This window comes from Hypericibacter adhaerens (genome assembly GCF_008728835.1).
Classification (GTDB): domain Bacteria; phylum Pseudomonadota; class Alphaproteobacteria; order Dongiales; family Dongiaceae; genus Hypericibacter; species Hypericibacter adhaerens.
This window is the reverse complement of sequence record NZ_CP042582.1, coordinates 915334-928194: the sequence shown is the minus strand read 5'-3', so window position 1 is coordinate 928194 and position 12861 is coordinate 915334. Positions and strand designations below refer to the sequence as shown.

The 12861-nt window shown below is 68.7% G+C and carries 13 protein-coding genes and 1 tRNA gene; 2 read left to right on the top strand and 12 right to left on the bottom strand.

All coding sequences use genetic code 11. From position 1 onward, the window contains the following. The first annotated feature begins 175 nt into the window (after positions 1–175). Entirely contained in the window at positions 176–1078 is a 903-nt protein-coding gene (locus FRZ61_RS04160; RefSeq protein WP_151115118.1) for a helix-turn-helix transcriptional regulator, read from the top strand. A 9-nt stretch (positions 1079–1087) separates the two neighbouring features. On the opposite strand, the gene FRZ61_RS04155 is transcribed toward FRZ61_RS04160, so the two are convergent. The 9 genes from FRZ61_RS04155 to gmd form a co-directional block, all read right to left on the bottom strand. Further along, entirely contained in the window at positions 1088–1510 is a 423-nt protein-coding gene (locus FRZ61_RS04155) for a nuclear transport factor 2 family protein (RefSeq protein ID WP_225309104.1), read from the bottom strand. 92 nt (positions 1511–1602) lie between these two features. Beyond that, complete coding sequence (locus tag FRZ61_RS04150) at positions 1603–2523, bottom strand: SDR family NAD(P)-dependent oxidoreductase (RefSeq protein WP_151115116.1); 921 nt, start codon at positions 2521–2523, stop codon at positions 1603–1605. 27 nt (positions 2524–2550) lie between these two features. Continuing rightward, on the bottom strand, positions 2551–3354 hold the full coding sequence (locus FRZ61_RS04145) for an SDR family oxidoreductase (RefSeq protein WP_151115115.1): 804 nt from the start codon (positions 3352–3354) through the stop codon (positions 2551–2553). A 30-nt stretch (positions 3355–3384) separates the two neighbouring features. After that, positions 3385–3786, bottom strand: coding sequence for a GlcG/HbpS family heme-binding protein (locus tag FRZ61_RS04140; protein WP_151115114.1), 402 nt, complete (start codon positions 3784–3786; stop codon positions 3385–3387). Between the two features lie 246 nt (positions 3787–4032). Next, positions 4033–5235 (bottom strand): M24 family metallopeptidase, encoded by a 1203-nt coding sequence (locus tag FRZ61_RS04135; RefSeq protein WP_191909287.1) that lies wholly within the window; start codon positions 5233–5235, stop codon positions 4033–4035. Between the two features lie 170 nt (positions 5236–5405). Continuing rightward, on the bottom strand, positions 5406–6818 hold the full coding sequence (locus FRZ61_RS04130; RefSeq protein WP_151115112.1) for a C69 family dipeptidase: 1413 nt from the start codon (positions 6816–6818) through the stop codon (positions 5406–5408). 117 nt (positions 6819–6935) lie between these two features. After that, positions 6936–7009 (bottom strand) — tRNA-Gln (locus FRZ61_RS04125). Between the two features lie 158 nt (positions 7010–7167). After that, positions 7168–8157 (bottom strand): GDP-L-fucose synthase, encoded by a 990-nt coding sequence (gene fcl, locus FRZ61_RS04120; RefSeq protein ID WP_151115111.1) that lies wholly within the window; start codon positions 8155–8157, stop codon positions 7168–7170. Continuing rightward, positions 8154–9347 (bottom strand): GDP-mannose 4,6-dehydratase, encoded by a 1194-nt coding sequence (gmd, locus tag FRZ61_RS04115; protein ID WP_151115110.1) that lies wholly within the window; start codon positions 9345–9347, stop codon positions 8154–8156. The genes fcl and gmd overlap by 4 nt, the downstream gene beginning before the upstream one ends. 343 nt (positions 9348–9690) lie before the next feature. On the opposite strand from gmd, the gene FRZ61_RS04110 reads away from it, so the two are divergent. Continuing rightward, positions 9691–10581 (top strand): peptidoglycan-binding domain-containing protein, encoded by an 891-nt coding sequence (locus FRZ61_RS04110; protein ID WP_191909286.1) that lies wholly within the window; start codon positions 9691–9693, stop codon positions 10579–10581. Positions 10582–10604: 23 nt separating this feature from the next. Here FRZ61_RS04110 and FRZ61_RS04105 read toward each other — a convergent pair whose 3' ends face one another. Genes FRZ61_RS04105 through FRZ61_RS04095 form a run of 3 tightly spaced genes read right to left on the bottom strand, consistent with a single transcriptional unit; the run spans position 10605 to position 12754 of the window. Beyond that, positions 10605–11429 carry an aminoglycoside phosphotransferase family protein gene (locus FRZ61_RS04105; protein ID WP_225309103.1) on the bottom strand — a complete coding sequence of 275 codons (825 nt, stop codon included), beginning with the start codon at positions 11427–11429 and terminating at the stop codon, positions 10605–10607. A gap of 19 nt (positions 11430–11448) precedes the next feature. After that, positions 11449–11838: a VOC family protein gene (locus FRZ61_RS04100; protein ID WP_225309102.1), complete on the bottom strand. Its 390-nt coding sequence runs from the start codon at positions 11836–11838 to the stop codon at positions 11449–11451. A 22-nt stretch (positions 11839–11860) separates the two neighbouring features. After that, positions 11861–12754, bottom strand: coding sequence for a 4-(cytidine 5'-diphospho)-2-C-methyl-D-erythritol kinase (locus tag FRZ61_RS04095; protein ID WP_151115108.1), 894 nt, complete (start codon positions 12752–12754; stop codon positions 11861–11863). Positions 12755–12861: the final 107 nt, after the last annotated feature.

Sequence of the window (12861 nt, the reverse complement as noted above, 5' to 3'; positions counted from 1 at the left end):
GGCGGATCTTACGGTTTCATGAAGCGCCGGCCGCTGGTGCGCCCGTGGGATTTCTGTCATCTTCGAAGCGCAGACGGAACCCGAGCGAGCATTCGAAGCGGGACCTCGGCTCATCGGACTGACGGAGCCATTCCACCGAGAAGGGGTTCAGTGCTCGAAGCGAGGAGCGCCCTGAGTGAGCCCGGCCACGCCCCAGCGTAAGGCGCTCAGCGTCATCAGCGTCGATGTGATCAGCGGGCCGCCACCCGCGATCGCGGAGATCGACAGCCACGAAACCCTGGTCACCGCGCCGTGGCTGCATCCCGAGATTCACGACGATCTCCCCGAGCTCAGCGTCCACGTCATCGGAACCTATTATGGGGCTCCCTCCCCGCGTGTCTGGCGTCACGGGCGCATGCGCCTCGAAGGTGTCGGGCGCCCGGGCGCCTTCGCCGTCGTCCCGGCCCATCACGGGGGCCGCTGGGACATCGAAAGACCGGCGCCCCTGTCCTATGTATTGTTGAGCGATGCGCGGCTGCAGGCGTTCGCCGAGCAGAATTCCGCCCGCGGCGGCCGCGTCGAGCTCCTGCCGCGCATCGGGGAGCCCGACCCGGTGGGCGCCCATGTCCTGCGCGCCCTCAGCCGTCAGGCCGCACATCCCGACCGGGTTGCGGGCCTGTTCATCGAGCAGACGCTCGATCTTCTTTGCGGCCATCTCCTTCGGGTCCATTCCTCGCTCGGCCGCGTGCCGCCGCCCGTTCCGCGACGCGGGCTCCTGCCCTGGCAGGTCCGCCGCGTCACCGCCTATATGCGCGACCGGCTGGACCAGGAGATCGGCCTCAACGAGCTGGCGGGCCTGCTCGGCCTCAGCCGGTTCCACTTCTGCACCGCCTTCCGCCTGGCCACCGGGCAAACGCCGCATGAATGGCTGAGCCAGCGGCGGATCGAGCGTGCCCGCGAGCTGCTCGGCAATCCCAGCCTGCGCGTCACCGACATCGCGCTCACGGTCGGCTACAACACGCACTCGGCGTTCTCCGCGAGCTTCCGCCGGGCGACCGGCCTGACGCCCTCGGACTTCCGCCGCAGCCTGAAGAGTTGATCGATCGGCTCAGGCCGGCGATACCCGCTGCCAGAGATCGTTGAAGGCGATGCTGTCGAAGAAGGCGTGAGCCTTCACGATCCGGCCATCGCGCATTTCCCAGAGCCAGGCATAGGTGTTGGCATAGGGCTTGCCGTCGCGGGCCATGCCGCTGGCATCGAAGAAGATGACGACCGTGTCGCCCTCGGCGTAGAGGCCGCGAATGGTGGGCCGCAGCCCCTGGCTCATCCTGGCGTTGAAGGGGCGGATCACATTGTCGATGAAGTCCTTCCTGCCGAGATAGGTCCGCGAGGCCAGCGAATGACCGACGATGGTCCACATCGCGTCGTCGGCCAGGAGATCGTACGGGCTGCCGGTTCCATCATGCCACGCCTTGAACCCGGCTTCGGCCAGCGCCTTGTTGCGAGCCTCGGTCGTGCCGTCATTGCTCATGTGACTGTCTCCTCTCTCCTGTGTGCACGCGGCCAAGGCCGCCGTCATCACCATCATCATCGGGATACGAAACGTGCCGCGCCGCGTCATGATCATTTCCCGTTCGCCTCCGGACCGGTGATGCGTGGATTGAGGAGGTCGGCGAAGCCGAGCCGCCGCAGCATCTCGCTGCGAACCCGATCGATGACAGGGAATGCGACCGAACCGCCGTCGTCGCCGGGATCGACATGCAGGCGAAACGGACGTTCGCCGAAGGGCGTATCGACGATGCCGGCGATGGCGCCGGCCACCTTGCCGGGATCGGCATCGGAGGGGATTCTTCTGGCAACCCCCTCCTCGATCTGCCTGGCGAAGTCGCGATAGGGCCCGGCCTCATATTCGGCCGCTCGGGCTTCGTCGGCCGGATGCTCGGTCTGGATGAAGCGGCCGGGATCGCGAAAGAGCAGGCCTGGAACCACGATCGAGGTCTCGATGCCCCACCGCGCGAGTTCGCCGGCATATTGCACGGCCAGCGCATCCAGCCCGGCCTTGGCGGCGAGATAACCCGCCAGATAAGGCGGCACCCCGCCGGCCACACCTGACGCGGAGATCCAGACCAGGAGGCCGCGGCCGCACCGGCGCATAGGGGGCAGCACCGCCCGATTGATCCGTTGTGCCGCAATCACGTGGCTGCCGTAAAGCGCCGCGAACTGCTCGGGCGTGAAGGCCTCGGCGGGACCGTACGCCATCGGCCCGGCGCTGTGGACCAGGATGTCGATGCGCCCATGCAGATTCAAGATCGTGCCGACCGCTCTGCCGACCGACGCATCGGAGCCGGGATCGAGCTCGATCGCGCGAAGATCGACGCCGTGGTCCCGGGCATAGGCTTGGACCTGCTTTGCTTGTGCGGCGCTGCAGCCGCCCGCCCCGCCCATAGATGCGTAGACCGTGTGGCCGGATTGCGCGAGGGCCTGGGCGGTCATCCGCCCCAACCCTCGCGCGGCACCGGCGACGAGGATGATCTTGGCCGTCATGCTCGATGCGACTTCGCGCCGCCCGTCTCAGATCATGTTGTTCCAGGCCGCCTGCTGATGCGCCTTCAGCATGTCCTCGATCGCCTTCGGCACGACATTGCGGAACTTGCCGCTGTCCTGGGGCACGATCTCGATCATCCGGTCGATCATCTCGCGGGCATCCATATGCCCGTCGGGCGCCTTGAGGAAATCGTCGAACGACTTGCGCAGCGCGTCGCGCTTGGTGAAATGCCGGCTGTCGTCGAGCCAACGGAACGCGGTGTCGGCCATCGTCTCGTTGTAGCCGGTGTAGTAGGCGCCGGGATTGATGGTCTGGACCTTGATCCCGAAGGGGGCCAGCTCCTGCTGCATCGCCTCGGCGATCGATTCCAGCGCGTGCTTGGTCGAGACATAGACGCCCCAGTTCGCCGGCGTGAAGAGCCCGCCCATCGAGGAGGTGAAGACGACCTTGGCCTTCTTCCGGGCCGTCAGCCATTTCCTGACGAAGCCCTGGGTCAGGAGAAGGGGCAGGAACAGATTGACCTCGTAGTTGTGGCGCACCAGGTCGATCGGGATCTCGAAGACCGGGCCGCTCTCGCCGAGGCCCGCATTGTTCCAGAGCACGTCGATATCCCAGCTCTGGGCATAGGCGACATCGTAGGGGTCGGAGAGATCGAGCTTCTCGACCCGCAGGTTGGCCAGCCCCTGGGCCTTCGCCTTCTCGCGCAGGGGCGTCACCTGCGGCGAGATTTGCGCGGTGGCGATCACCTTGTGGCCGTTCCTGGCAAGCCCGATCGCGGCGGCCTCGCCAAAGCCCGAGCCGGCGCCGGTGATGAGGATTGTCTTCGACACAATCGGTCCTTTCTGCACTGGGGTTGCGGGTCAGAAGTAGAAGACGGCGACGGCCGCCTGGGCGATCTCCAGGTCCTGCGGCACGGCACCGCCGGAGACGCCGACGGCGCCCACGATCGCGCCGTTGCGGTCTTTAAGCGGGATGCCGCCGGCAAAGGGAGCGAGCCCGTCATTCGAGAGCTCGAGGCCGGGGGCCGGCGCGCCGGGCTTGCAGTATTCCCAGACCGCCTCGCTCGCGGCACCAAAGAGCACCGCCGTGCGCGCCTTCTTCAGCGCGATATCGATCGAGCCAAGCACCGCGCCATCCATGCGCAGAAAGGCCTTGAGATGGGCGCCCGCATCGAGCACAGCGATGTTGACCGGCACGCCGATCCTCGCGGCCCGTTCCTCGCCGGCAGTCAGCAGATGTTGCGCCTGACGCGCGCTGAGCATCGGGGCTCCTCCTCCGGGCGCGGCTTCAGGTGCGCCGCGTCACCGCGTTGTGCGATCCGGGAGAGGTTATGGCCAAGCCGACATGGCCGCTGTCTGCCTATTGCGGCCGCTATCGCATTCTTGCGATGAACAGCGGGAGAGGAAGCCGCGGCGAGACGATGCCCGGCACCGGCTGCAAGAGCCGGCGCCAGTCGCCTTCACGGATCGAGCGGGCGCGGGCTGCCCTGACCGCCGGCAGGCAATCGCCTACCAGCGCCGGATCGGCGCGTCCGTGATGCGCTCGACGCCCGTCTCGGTCACCAGCACGGTTTCCTCGAAATCGCCCAGATAGCCGCCGCGCGAGAGCGTCTTCTCCAGGCAAAGCACCATGCCCGGCACCAGCTTCATCGGCTCGCCGGGATTGAGCCAGGGCGAATCCCAGCCGAGCCCCACGCCATGGCCGAGGCCGGTGAAGACGCCGGTCAAGGGATAGCCCAGCTCCTGCTGCTTGCGGATGCCGGCCTCGGCGACCTCGCCCGCCGTGACACCCGGCCTGATCGCGGCGATGCCCGCTTCGACCACGGCGATCGCCGCCTCGAAGGCCTCGACCTGCTCCGGCTGGGGCCGGCCGATCGGGCAGGAGCGCGACAGGTCGAAATAGTAGCCCTGCAGCACACCGGAGATGCCGGCGCGGAACCATTGCCCTTCGGAGAGCGGCTCCTCCGACGACCAGGTCGGGAAGTTCGCCCGGACCGCCCGCCCGTTGGCGCCGCCGGTGCCGGACGCCATGAAGGAATTGTAGAGCATGCCGCCGGCGGGAATGAGGATGTCCATCCCGGCCTTCAGCACCTCGCCATGGGTGGCGCCGGGCACCGCCGCCGCCATCATCGCCTCGATCATGCGCGAGCCGAGGCGCGAGGCGGCCTTGAGCCGCGCGATCTCGCCCGGCGACTTGACCGCGCGCAACGCCGCCAGGATGCGATCGGCATCGACCCATTCCACGTTCGGCAGGGCGGCCGAAAGCTTGCGGAACATGCTGAGGGCGATGGTGTCGTTGCCGACCAGCCCGATCCGCCCCGCGGTGAGGCCGCGCTCCGTCATCGCCGCGATCGTGCTTTCGATCACCAGATCCGTCACGACGATCTGGTCGGCTGGCATGACGATCTTCTCGCGATAGGGGATGTCGACCACGAGACAGGGATCGGCGCGGACCGGCAGCACCAGGAAGGAGTGGGCGCGGCCGGTCCACTTGCCCTCGACGTCCGGGATATAGGGAAAGGAGGTGTAGTGGTCGGTCAGATAGGCGATATCGCCATAGCGATCGACGGCACCGCCACCCCGCCCGCAGACGAGGAGGCCCGTGAATCCCTCTTCCCTCGCCTGGACGGTGGCCTTCCGCCGGCGGTCGGCGAACTCCTCGGCGCTGATGTCGATTCTGGGAAGGACCTTGCTCACATCGACCTCTGACACTGACGAAACTCTCCCGAGAGCATAAGCGCTCGAGACGCGGCAAGCCATGTCCCGAAGAAAACGGGCGTGGTACGACAATGCCCCATGAATCAGGTCATGGCCCCGTGTGGCGGGTCCAATTTTGCATTGGTCTCATGACGGCGAAGCCGACCGAGTGAACGACGGCGACGTCACCGTGACGCGTGACCCGCTATCGCCGGCCGCCGGGCTTGCGCCCGCGAGGATGCACCGTCTTGAAAGGTGGGCACCCGCGCGGCCTCCACATCCTGGAGATAGCGCCCGCGCGGATCGGCATCGCGAGGTTCGATGACCTCGTCCCTGCAAGCCTGCGTCATGTCCGCGATGAGGCGGCAGGCTGCCGCTTGCTGTTGGACCGCCCGGCTTGTCAGCGCGAAGCGCGCGGTCCGGCTGGCATTGCCGGGGAGGCCGCGGACGGCGGCCAGGGTTTCGGCCTCGAGCTCCGCCAGGATCGCCCGCGGCGGCGCGGATAGGCGACCATAGTCGCGCTCGATCAGCCGTTGCGTCGATTCCATATCCCACCAGGCATCGCTGTTGCCGGCCCGGGGTTGCGACCAGCCCTCCGGCGAACCGGCATCGGGCCAGATCGGGACGAAGCTCGAGAGACAGGGTGAGGCGAGCGAGGCCCAGAACAGGGAAGCGCCGCCATCGCCCGGCAGCTCGGCCACCACGCTCGCCGCGGTCTCCGATCCCTCGGCCGAGCTCGCATGCATGCAGACCAGGCTCTCGCCATCCGCGCCGGGACGCCAGCCGGCCTCCGCCGCCTCCGACCCGTGGCCGCGCAGCACGGCGAAGACGTCCTCGAGCACGATCTTCCGGCCTTTCCTTTCCAGCGCCTCGAGCTGGCGTTGCGAAAAATCGAGCCGCGCCGCACAGCCCGGCAGGAACGGGACGTCCGTGTCGGCATAGGCGGCGGCGAAATCGAAGGGCGCGCCGGCGGCGGGATCGAACCAGCCCGAGCGGATGGCGAAATCGATCGCGCCCTCGGAGATCCGGTCATAGTCGGAGCCGATCGAATAGACGTTCGAGATCGCGGCCCAGCCCTCGAGCTTCTTCGCCACCCAATGGCGGCCTGCGGTCTGCAGGTTCCAGCCCCCGTCAGCATCGGCGAGGATGAAACTGTTGTGGTAGGTCGTGTCGCGCGACACCGAGGTCCGCCCCGACTGGCCATGACGCTCCAGAAGCTCTGTCAGGACGGCCAGCCCCTCGTCCGCCGTCGCGGCGCGCTCGAGCGTCAAGCGCAGCAGATCCATGCCCAGCAAGCCCGGCTGGGTCGAGCCCGGCAGCTTCGACCAGACCGCCTCGTTGCCGATCGCCAGGCCGCACTCGTTCACGCCATGCTCGAAACCCCACATCCACCACGGCCGCGAGCCCAGCACGGCATAGGTATGCGCCGCCTGCGGGATCTCGATATAGGTGCAGCGGAGCTTGCTGCCGGGGCGATGATCGGCGGCTTCGACCTTCGTCAGATACTGCGCCTCGTTCGGCTCGCGGTCGGAGTTCTTGGCCAGGGTCGTGTGGCCGGATTCCATCAATCGGCCCTGGATAACGAAGGTATCACACATGGATGCTGCTCTTGCCGTGGTTCATCGCAACCTTGCTCCGCGCGGCTGCGCCAAGCACCGATCACTTAAAGCACGGCGGAAGGAATTGGAATGAGACGCGTCGGGACGGGAAGAAGATGGCTGGGGCGCCAGGATTCGAACCTGGGATCACGGGACCAAAACCCGTTGCCTTACCGCTTGGCCACGCCCCAGCAGGGCGGCTCCGGAACGAGGCGTCCGGAAGCGAGGACTCGGGCCAGCCGAACCGGCTGGAGAGGCGGCCGGGCTTTCATAGCGGCAAGCGCCGCCGACCGCAATTGCGTTGAATTGCCTTGCCGATTGAAGCGCTTGGCTTGTGCCGCCGCGACCCTCAGGCAGCCCCCGCCGAGGGCCGCCCCGGCTTCAGGCCGCCCTGGGCCAGCGCCTCGCGATACCAGGCGTAGGCCTGCGCCAGTCCCTGCTCCAAGGGCGTCTTCGCCCGCCAGCCCAGGCCCGCGAGCTTCGAGACGTCGAGCAGCTTGCGCGGCGTGCCGTCGGGCTTCGAGGCGTCGTAGCGGAAACTTCCCTGCCAGCCGACGACGCGCGCGATCGTCTCGGCCAGCTCCTTGATGGTGACGTCGCTGCCGGTGCCGACATTCACATGCGGCTCGTCGGAGTAATGGCGCATCAGATGCACCAGCGCGTCGGCGAGATCGTCGACATGGAGGAACTCGCGCCGCGGCTTGCCGCTGCCCCAGATCTCGACCTCGCCGCGGCCCTCGGTCTTCGCCGCGTGGATCTTCGCCATCAGCGCCGGCACCACATGGCTGGATTGCAGGTCGAAATTGTCGCCGGGCCCGTAGAGATTGGTCGGCATGGCCGAGATGAAGTCGCAGCCATATTGGCGGCGATAGGCCTGCGCCATCTTGATGCCGGCGATCTTGGCGATCGCATACCATTCGTTGGTGGGCTCGAGCGGGCCCGTCAGCAGCGCCGTCTCCGTCATCGGCTGCGCCGCCTCGCGCGGATAGATGCAGGAGGAGCCGAGGAAGAGCAGCTTCGCCACCCCCGCCTTGCGCGCGGCCTCGATGACGTTCGTCTCGATCGCGAGATTGTCGTAGAGGAACTCGGCCGGCCGCGTCGCGTTGGCGAGGATGCCGCCCACCGTCGCCGCCGCGACGAAGACCGCGTCGGGCTTCGCCTTCGCCATCCAGTCCTCGGTCGCCTGCTGCCGGCGCAGATCGACCTGCCTGCGGCCGACCGTGAGGATCTCGCAGCGCTCGGCCGCGAGCCGCCGGCAGATCGCCTGGCCCACCATGCCGCCATGGCCGGCCACGAAGACGCGCCGTCCCTCGAGGCGGAAGGACAGCCCGGGCTTCATCGCCGCTTCCCCGGCCCTGCGCGCTTTGGCGATGACCCTCTCGAAGCGGCCCGCTTCGACGCCGTCTTCTTCGGCCACGCCGTCTTCGGCATCACGGCCGCCGCGTTGGCCGGCGAATCGCCCGAGGCGTTGTGCGGCGAGGCCTCGCCATTGTCGAGCGCGGCCAGGTCCGAGGCCACCATCTCGCGCACGAGATCCTTGAAGGCGATGCGATGGCGCCAGCCGAGCTTCTTCCTCGCCTTGCTGGCGTCGCCCAGCAGATGGTCCACCTCGGTCGGACGGAAATAGCGCGGATCGATCAGCACCAGCGGCTCGCCGGTCTTCGCGTCGAGCCCCGTCTCCTCGGCGCCGCGGCCGCGCCATTCGATCGGGCGCCCGATCTCGGCGAAGGCGAGCTCGATCATCTCGCGCACCGAATGGCTCTCGCCGGTCGCCAGCACGTAATCGTCGGGCTGGGGCTGCTGCAGGATGCGCCACATGCCCTCGACATAGTCGCGCGCATGGCCCCAGTCGCGCTTCGCGTCGAGATTGCCGATATAGAGCCGCTCCTGCTTGCCGCGCGCGATCGCGGCCACGGCGCGCGTCACCTTGCGGGTGACGAAGGTCTCGCCGCGGATCGGGCTCTCGTGGTTGAAGAGGATCCCGTTCGAGGCATGCATGCCATAGGCCTCGCGGTAATTGACCGTGATCCAGTAGGCATAGAGCTTGGCGGCGCCATAGGGGCTGCGCGGATAGAAGGGCGTGGTCTCGTTCTGCGGCACGATCGGCGTGGCGCCGTAGAGCTCCGAGGTCGAGGCCTGGTAGAAGCGGGTCCGCTTCTCCATGCCGAGCAGCCGGATCGCCTCCAGGAGCCGCAAGGGGCCGAGCCCGTCGGCATTGGCGGTGTATTCCGCCGTCTCGAAGCTCACCTGCACATGGCTCTGGGCGGCAAGGTTGTAGACCTCGTCGGGCCGGGTCTGGGCCACCAGCCGGATCAGGTTGGTGGCATCGGTCATGTCGCCATAGTGGAGGAAGAAGCGGACGCCGGCCTCGTGCGAATCTTGGTAAAGATGATCGATGCGGCCGGTGTTGAAGGAGGACGAGCGGCGCTTCACGCCATGGACGAGATAGCCCTTGTCCAGCAAGAGCTCGGCCAGATAGGCGCCGTCCTGGCCGGTAACGCCGGTAATGAGCGCGGTTTTCTGGGTCATTGCGGCAAGGAAGCTACCACACCGTTTCCGGCGGGGCAGCCCCGGCCGCCGCCGCTATCAAACTGGGACTTACATCCGGCGCATGTTGCCGCTAATTTTGGTCGCTGCAGGCTCCGATCGCTCGCGAGTCGCGTCGGATCCAGCGAAATACGGTTAACCATGATCCGTCCGTTTGCGCCGGGCTTGAGGAAAGGAGCCCGGCGGCGGGAACTATAGGGAAAGGGCGATGGCGGATCAGGCCAAGGAAAGGCCGCACTCACCGGGCGAATCGGCAGACCCGCGGGAGGCACGCAGGGAAGCACCGGCCGCGCGTCACGCCGCGGACGCCGGCGGCGCTCTGCGCTTGAATCAGGAAGCCGTTCCTCTGCCGTCGGTCGAAAGCGATCCCCTGGCCGAAGCGGCCCGCCATTTCCGCGAGCGACAGGCACAGTCCGCCGGCATCACCGAATTGCCGTCGCGCACCCGCACGCTGCCCGCCGGCGATGTCGCCCGCGATCTCATGGCGGATGACGGCCAGCTCCCGGGCCTCGCTCTGCCGTCCACAACCTCGTCTGCACCCGTCGCGCCCCCGCCGCCTCCCGCCCTCGCCGACACCCCGGCGCCGCTCATCGCCAGCGACGAGCTCCGCCTCCCGTCCGCCAGGGAATCGCGGGACGCGATGGCCCGCGCCTCGGCCCTCGCCGCGGCGGCCCCCGTTCTGACCACGCTCGATCTGCCCTCCGCGCCGAGCACGCCGTTGGCCGGCGAGACGACGATCGGGACGGCGAAGCTGCCGCCCCTGCCCGCCATCGATCCCCAGCGCCGCCTGGCGTCGGGCCCTTCGAGCAATCTGCGCCTCTTCGCCGGCCTCAGCGTCATCATCGCCGCCTTCGCGGGCTCGCTCGTCTGGATCGCGATGTGGCGCGCCGACAGCTTCAGCAGCGGCGTCGAGGCGATGATCGATGTGTCGCCCGAGGACCTGGTCCAGACGGCCGCGGGCGGCAACGGCGGGACCAGCCTGGCCTCGGCCGATACCAGCGGCACGGTGACGGCGACGCTCCTGGTCCGCGACACCGAGCTCATGCTGACCAAGCTCGATTTCGACCCCGGCCCCGCCGACGGGGTGCTCGACGATACGACGCGCGACGCGATCCGCCGCTATCAGCAGGTGGCGGGCCTGCCCGAGACCGGCGAGCCTTCCCAGGAACTGCTCGACGAGCTGCGCGAGGTCGTCGCCGCGATCGGCACGCCCTGACGCGCCTCCCGGCGCGGGCGGCCTTACCCCTTCGCCAGCGCCGCCGCCGCGATTTCCGCGACCGCCAGGTCAGGATCGGGCGCCTCGCCATCGCCGATATGCCAGGCGGCCGACAAGCCGGCAAAGGCCAGCACCCATTGCAGCAGGCGCCGGCGCTCCAGGCCGGCCGCCTCGGCCGCGACCGTCGCTTGACGCGCCAGGCGGCCGGGCGCTGTCGCCAGCGCGAAATCGGGATTGCGGAGGATGTTGGCGAAATCGAAGCCGCGCTCGCCCGAGAGCCGCTTGGGGTCGATCGCGAGCCAGCCGCGTTCGCCGAAATCCAGAACATTGCCGTGATGCAGATCGCCATGCAGCACGCTTGTCTCGCGCGGATTGCGCAACAACTCGCGCGCGACGGCGGCGGCCTCGGCCAGCAGGCCGCCTTGCGACGCCGCGACCGGATCGAGCGCCGCGAACCATTGCGTCAACGGCAGCAGCGAGGGCGGCGGCGAGGCTCTCGGCGCATGCAGGCGCGCCGCCACGCGGGCGATGATGCGCGTGGCCTCGTCGTCCCGGCCGCCATGCGCCATCTCGACCAGCGATCCTGGCCCCAAGGCGCGTTCCAGCAGCAGCGCGTCACCTTCATGCGCCAGGACCGTCGCCGCGCCGTCACCCGCCCACCATCGCATCAGCTCGGCGCCCCAGCGCTCCTCGGCCTCGAGCGCGATCTTCAGGATCGCGGGTCCGCCGTCGCGGCGCACCGGCAGCAGGCGGCTGCTGGGGGTCACGATCGGCTCGCCATCCGCCGCGAGGTCCCAGCGTTCGAGCCAGGGCGCGAACCGCGCCTCGTCGCCCGGCGTCATCGGCATGGATTTGTCCGCCGGCGCTTCACGGCCGGTTGATGACGGCTTCGATCGGATAGCCGTCCGGATCGAACACGAAGGCGGCGTAGTAGTGCGGCCCGTAATCGGGCCTGAGACCTGGAGCGCCATTGTCCCGGCCGCCATGCCGAAGGGCCGCTTCATGAAACCGGTCCACGGCGGCTCGGGAACCGGCCGCAAAGGCAAGATGGAAACCGCGAGCCGGGATCGACAATCCCTCGCGCACCAGCTTGATCGCGAACTTGTCGCCCTCGCCTTCGCGCCCGTATCCGACCGCGGTGTCGTCGGCCCAGACGCGCACATAGTGCAGCGGCGCCAGAACCGCATCGTAGAACGCGGCAGCCCGATCGAGATCCGACACGCCGAAGGAGAGATGATGCAGCATGGGGTCGGGCAAAGGGGCCTCTCCTGCGGTGCCCTTACCGGGCGGCGTCATGGTTGAGCATCGGCGCGGGCGCCACCCACCAGGCGGGATGCGCGGCCTGGAGCCGGGCCGCGGCGCCGCGCGCGGCGGCGAGATCGTCGAACAGGCCGAAGCAGGTGGCGCCGCTGCCGCTCATGCGCGCGAGCCGCAGGCCGGGCAACCCGCGCAAGGCCGCCAGCGCCTCGCCGATCGCGGGCTCGAGCGCGATCGCGGGCGCTTCGAGATCGTTGCCGCAGCGCGCGAGACGCCGGGCCAGCGCTTGCGCATCGGGCAGCGCCTCCTGCCAGCGCGCCGGCTTCGAGAAAGCGCCCTGGCGCGCCTTGAAGACCGCCGGCGTCGAGACGGCGACGCCGGGATTGACCAGCAACAGGCTCGCCGTCGGCAGCGCCGGCACCGGATCGAGCGTCTCGCCGATGCCGCCCATGAAGCAGGGACGCTGGGCGAGGCAGACCGGGATATCGGCGCCGAGCGCGAGGCCGATTCGCGCCAGATCGACGGCGCCCTCAGGAACCCGCCAGAGCCGGGCCAGCCCCATCAGGGTCGCGGCCGCGTCCGCGGAACCGCCGCCGATGCCCGACGCCACCGGCAGATGCTTGCTCAAGCGCAGCGCGGCACCGCCCGCAGGCAATCCCTTCGTTTCGAGCGCACCGGCGAGAGCGCGGGCCGCGCGCAGCACCAGATTGTCATCGGACGCGGAGAGGCCCGCGCCGAACGGCCCGTCGATCGCGAGCGAGATCCCCGCCGCCGGCTCGATCCGCAGCTCGTCGCCGAGATCGGCGAAGACGACGAGGCTGTCCAGCAGGTGATAGCCATCGGCGCGCCGGCCGACGACATGGAGATAGAGATTGACCTTGGCGCGTGCGCGGAGATGGAGGGGGGGCGGGCTCATCAGTTGTCCCCTCCCCCCTTGAGGGGGAGGGTCAGGGAGGGGGATGACTCGCTCGTGCGGCAGCGACGCAAGTCCGGCGCACACAAGAAAGCGGAAGACGAAGAAGA

Bases quoted from the DNA above. Each gene is read 5' to 3' on its own strand.
- FRZ61_RS04130 (WP_151115112.1), bottom strand. From the start codon at position 6,818: ATGTGTGATACCTTCGTTATCCAGGGCCGATTGATGGAATCCGGCCAC.
- FRZ61_RS04150 (WP_151115116.1), bottom strand. From the start codon at position 2,523: ATGACGGCCAAGATCATCCTCGTCGCCGGTGCCGCGCGAGGGTTGGGG.
- FRZ61_RS04105 (WP_225309103.1), bottom strand. From the start codon at position 11,429: ATGCCGATGACGCCGGGCGACGAGGCGCGGTTCGCGCCCTGGCTCGAA.
- FRZ61_RS04140 (WP_151115114.1), bottom strand. From the start codon at position 3,786: ATGCTCAGCGCGCGTCAGGCGCAACATCTGCTGACTGCCGGCGAGGAA.
- fcl (WP_151115111.1), bottom strand. From the start codon at position 8,157: ATGAAGCCCGGGCTGTCCTTCCGCCTCGAGGGACGGCGCGTCTTCGTG.
- FRZ61_RS04155 (WP_225309104.1), bottom strand. From the start codon at position 1,510: ATGAGCAATGACGGCACGACCGAGGCTCGCAACAAGGCGCTGGCCGAA.
- FRZ61_RS04095 (WP_151115108.1), bottom strand. From the start codon at position 12,754: ATGAGCCCGCCCCCCCTCCATCTCCGCGCACGCGCCAAGGTCAATCTC.
- gmd (WP_151115110.1), bottom strand. From the start codon at position 9,347: ATGACCCAGAAAACCGCGCTCATTACCGGCGTTACCGGCCAGGACGGC.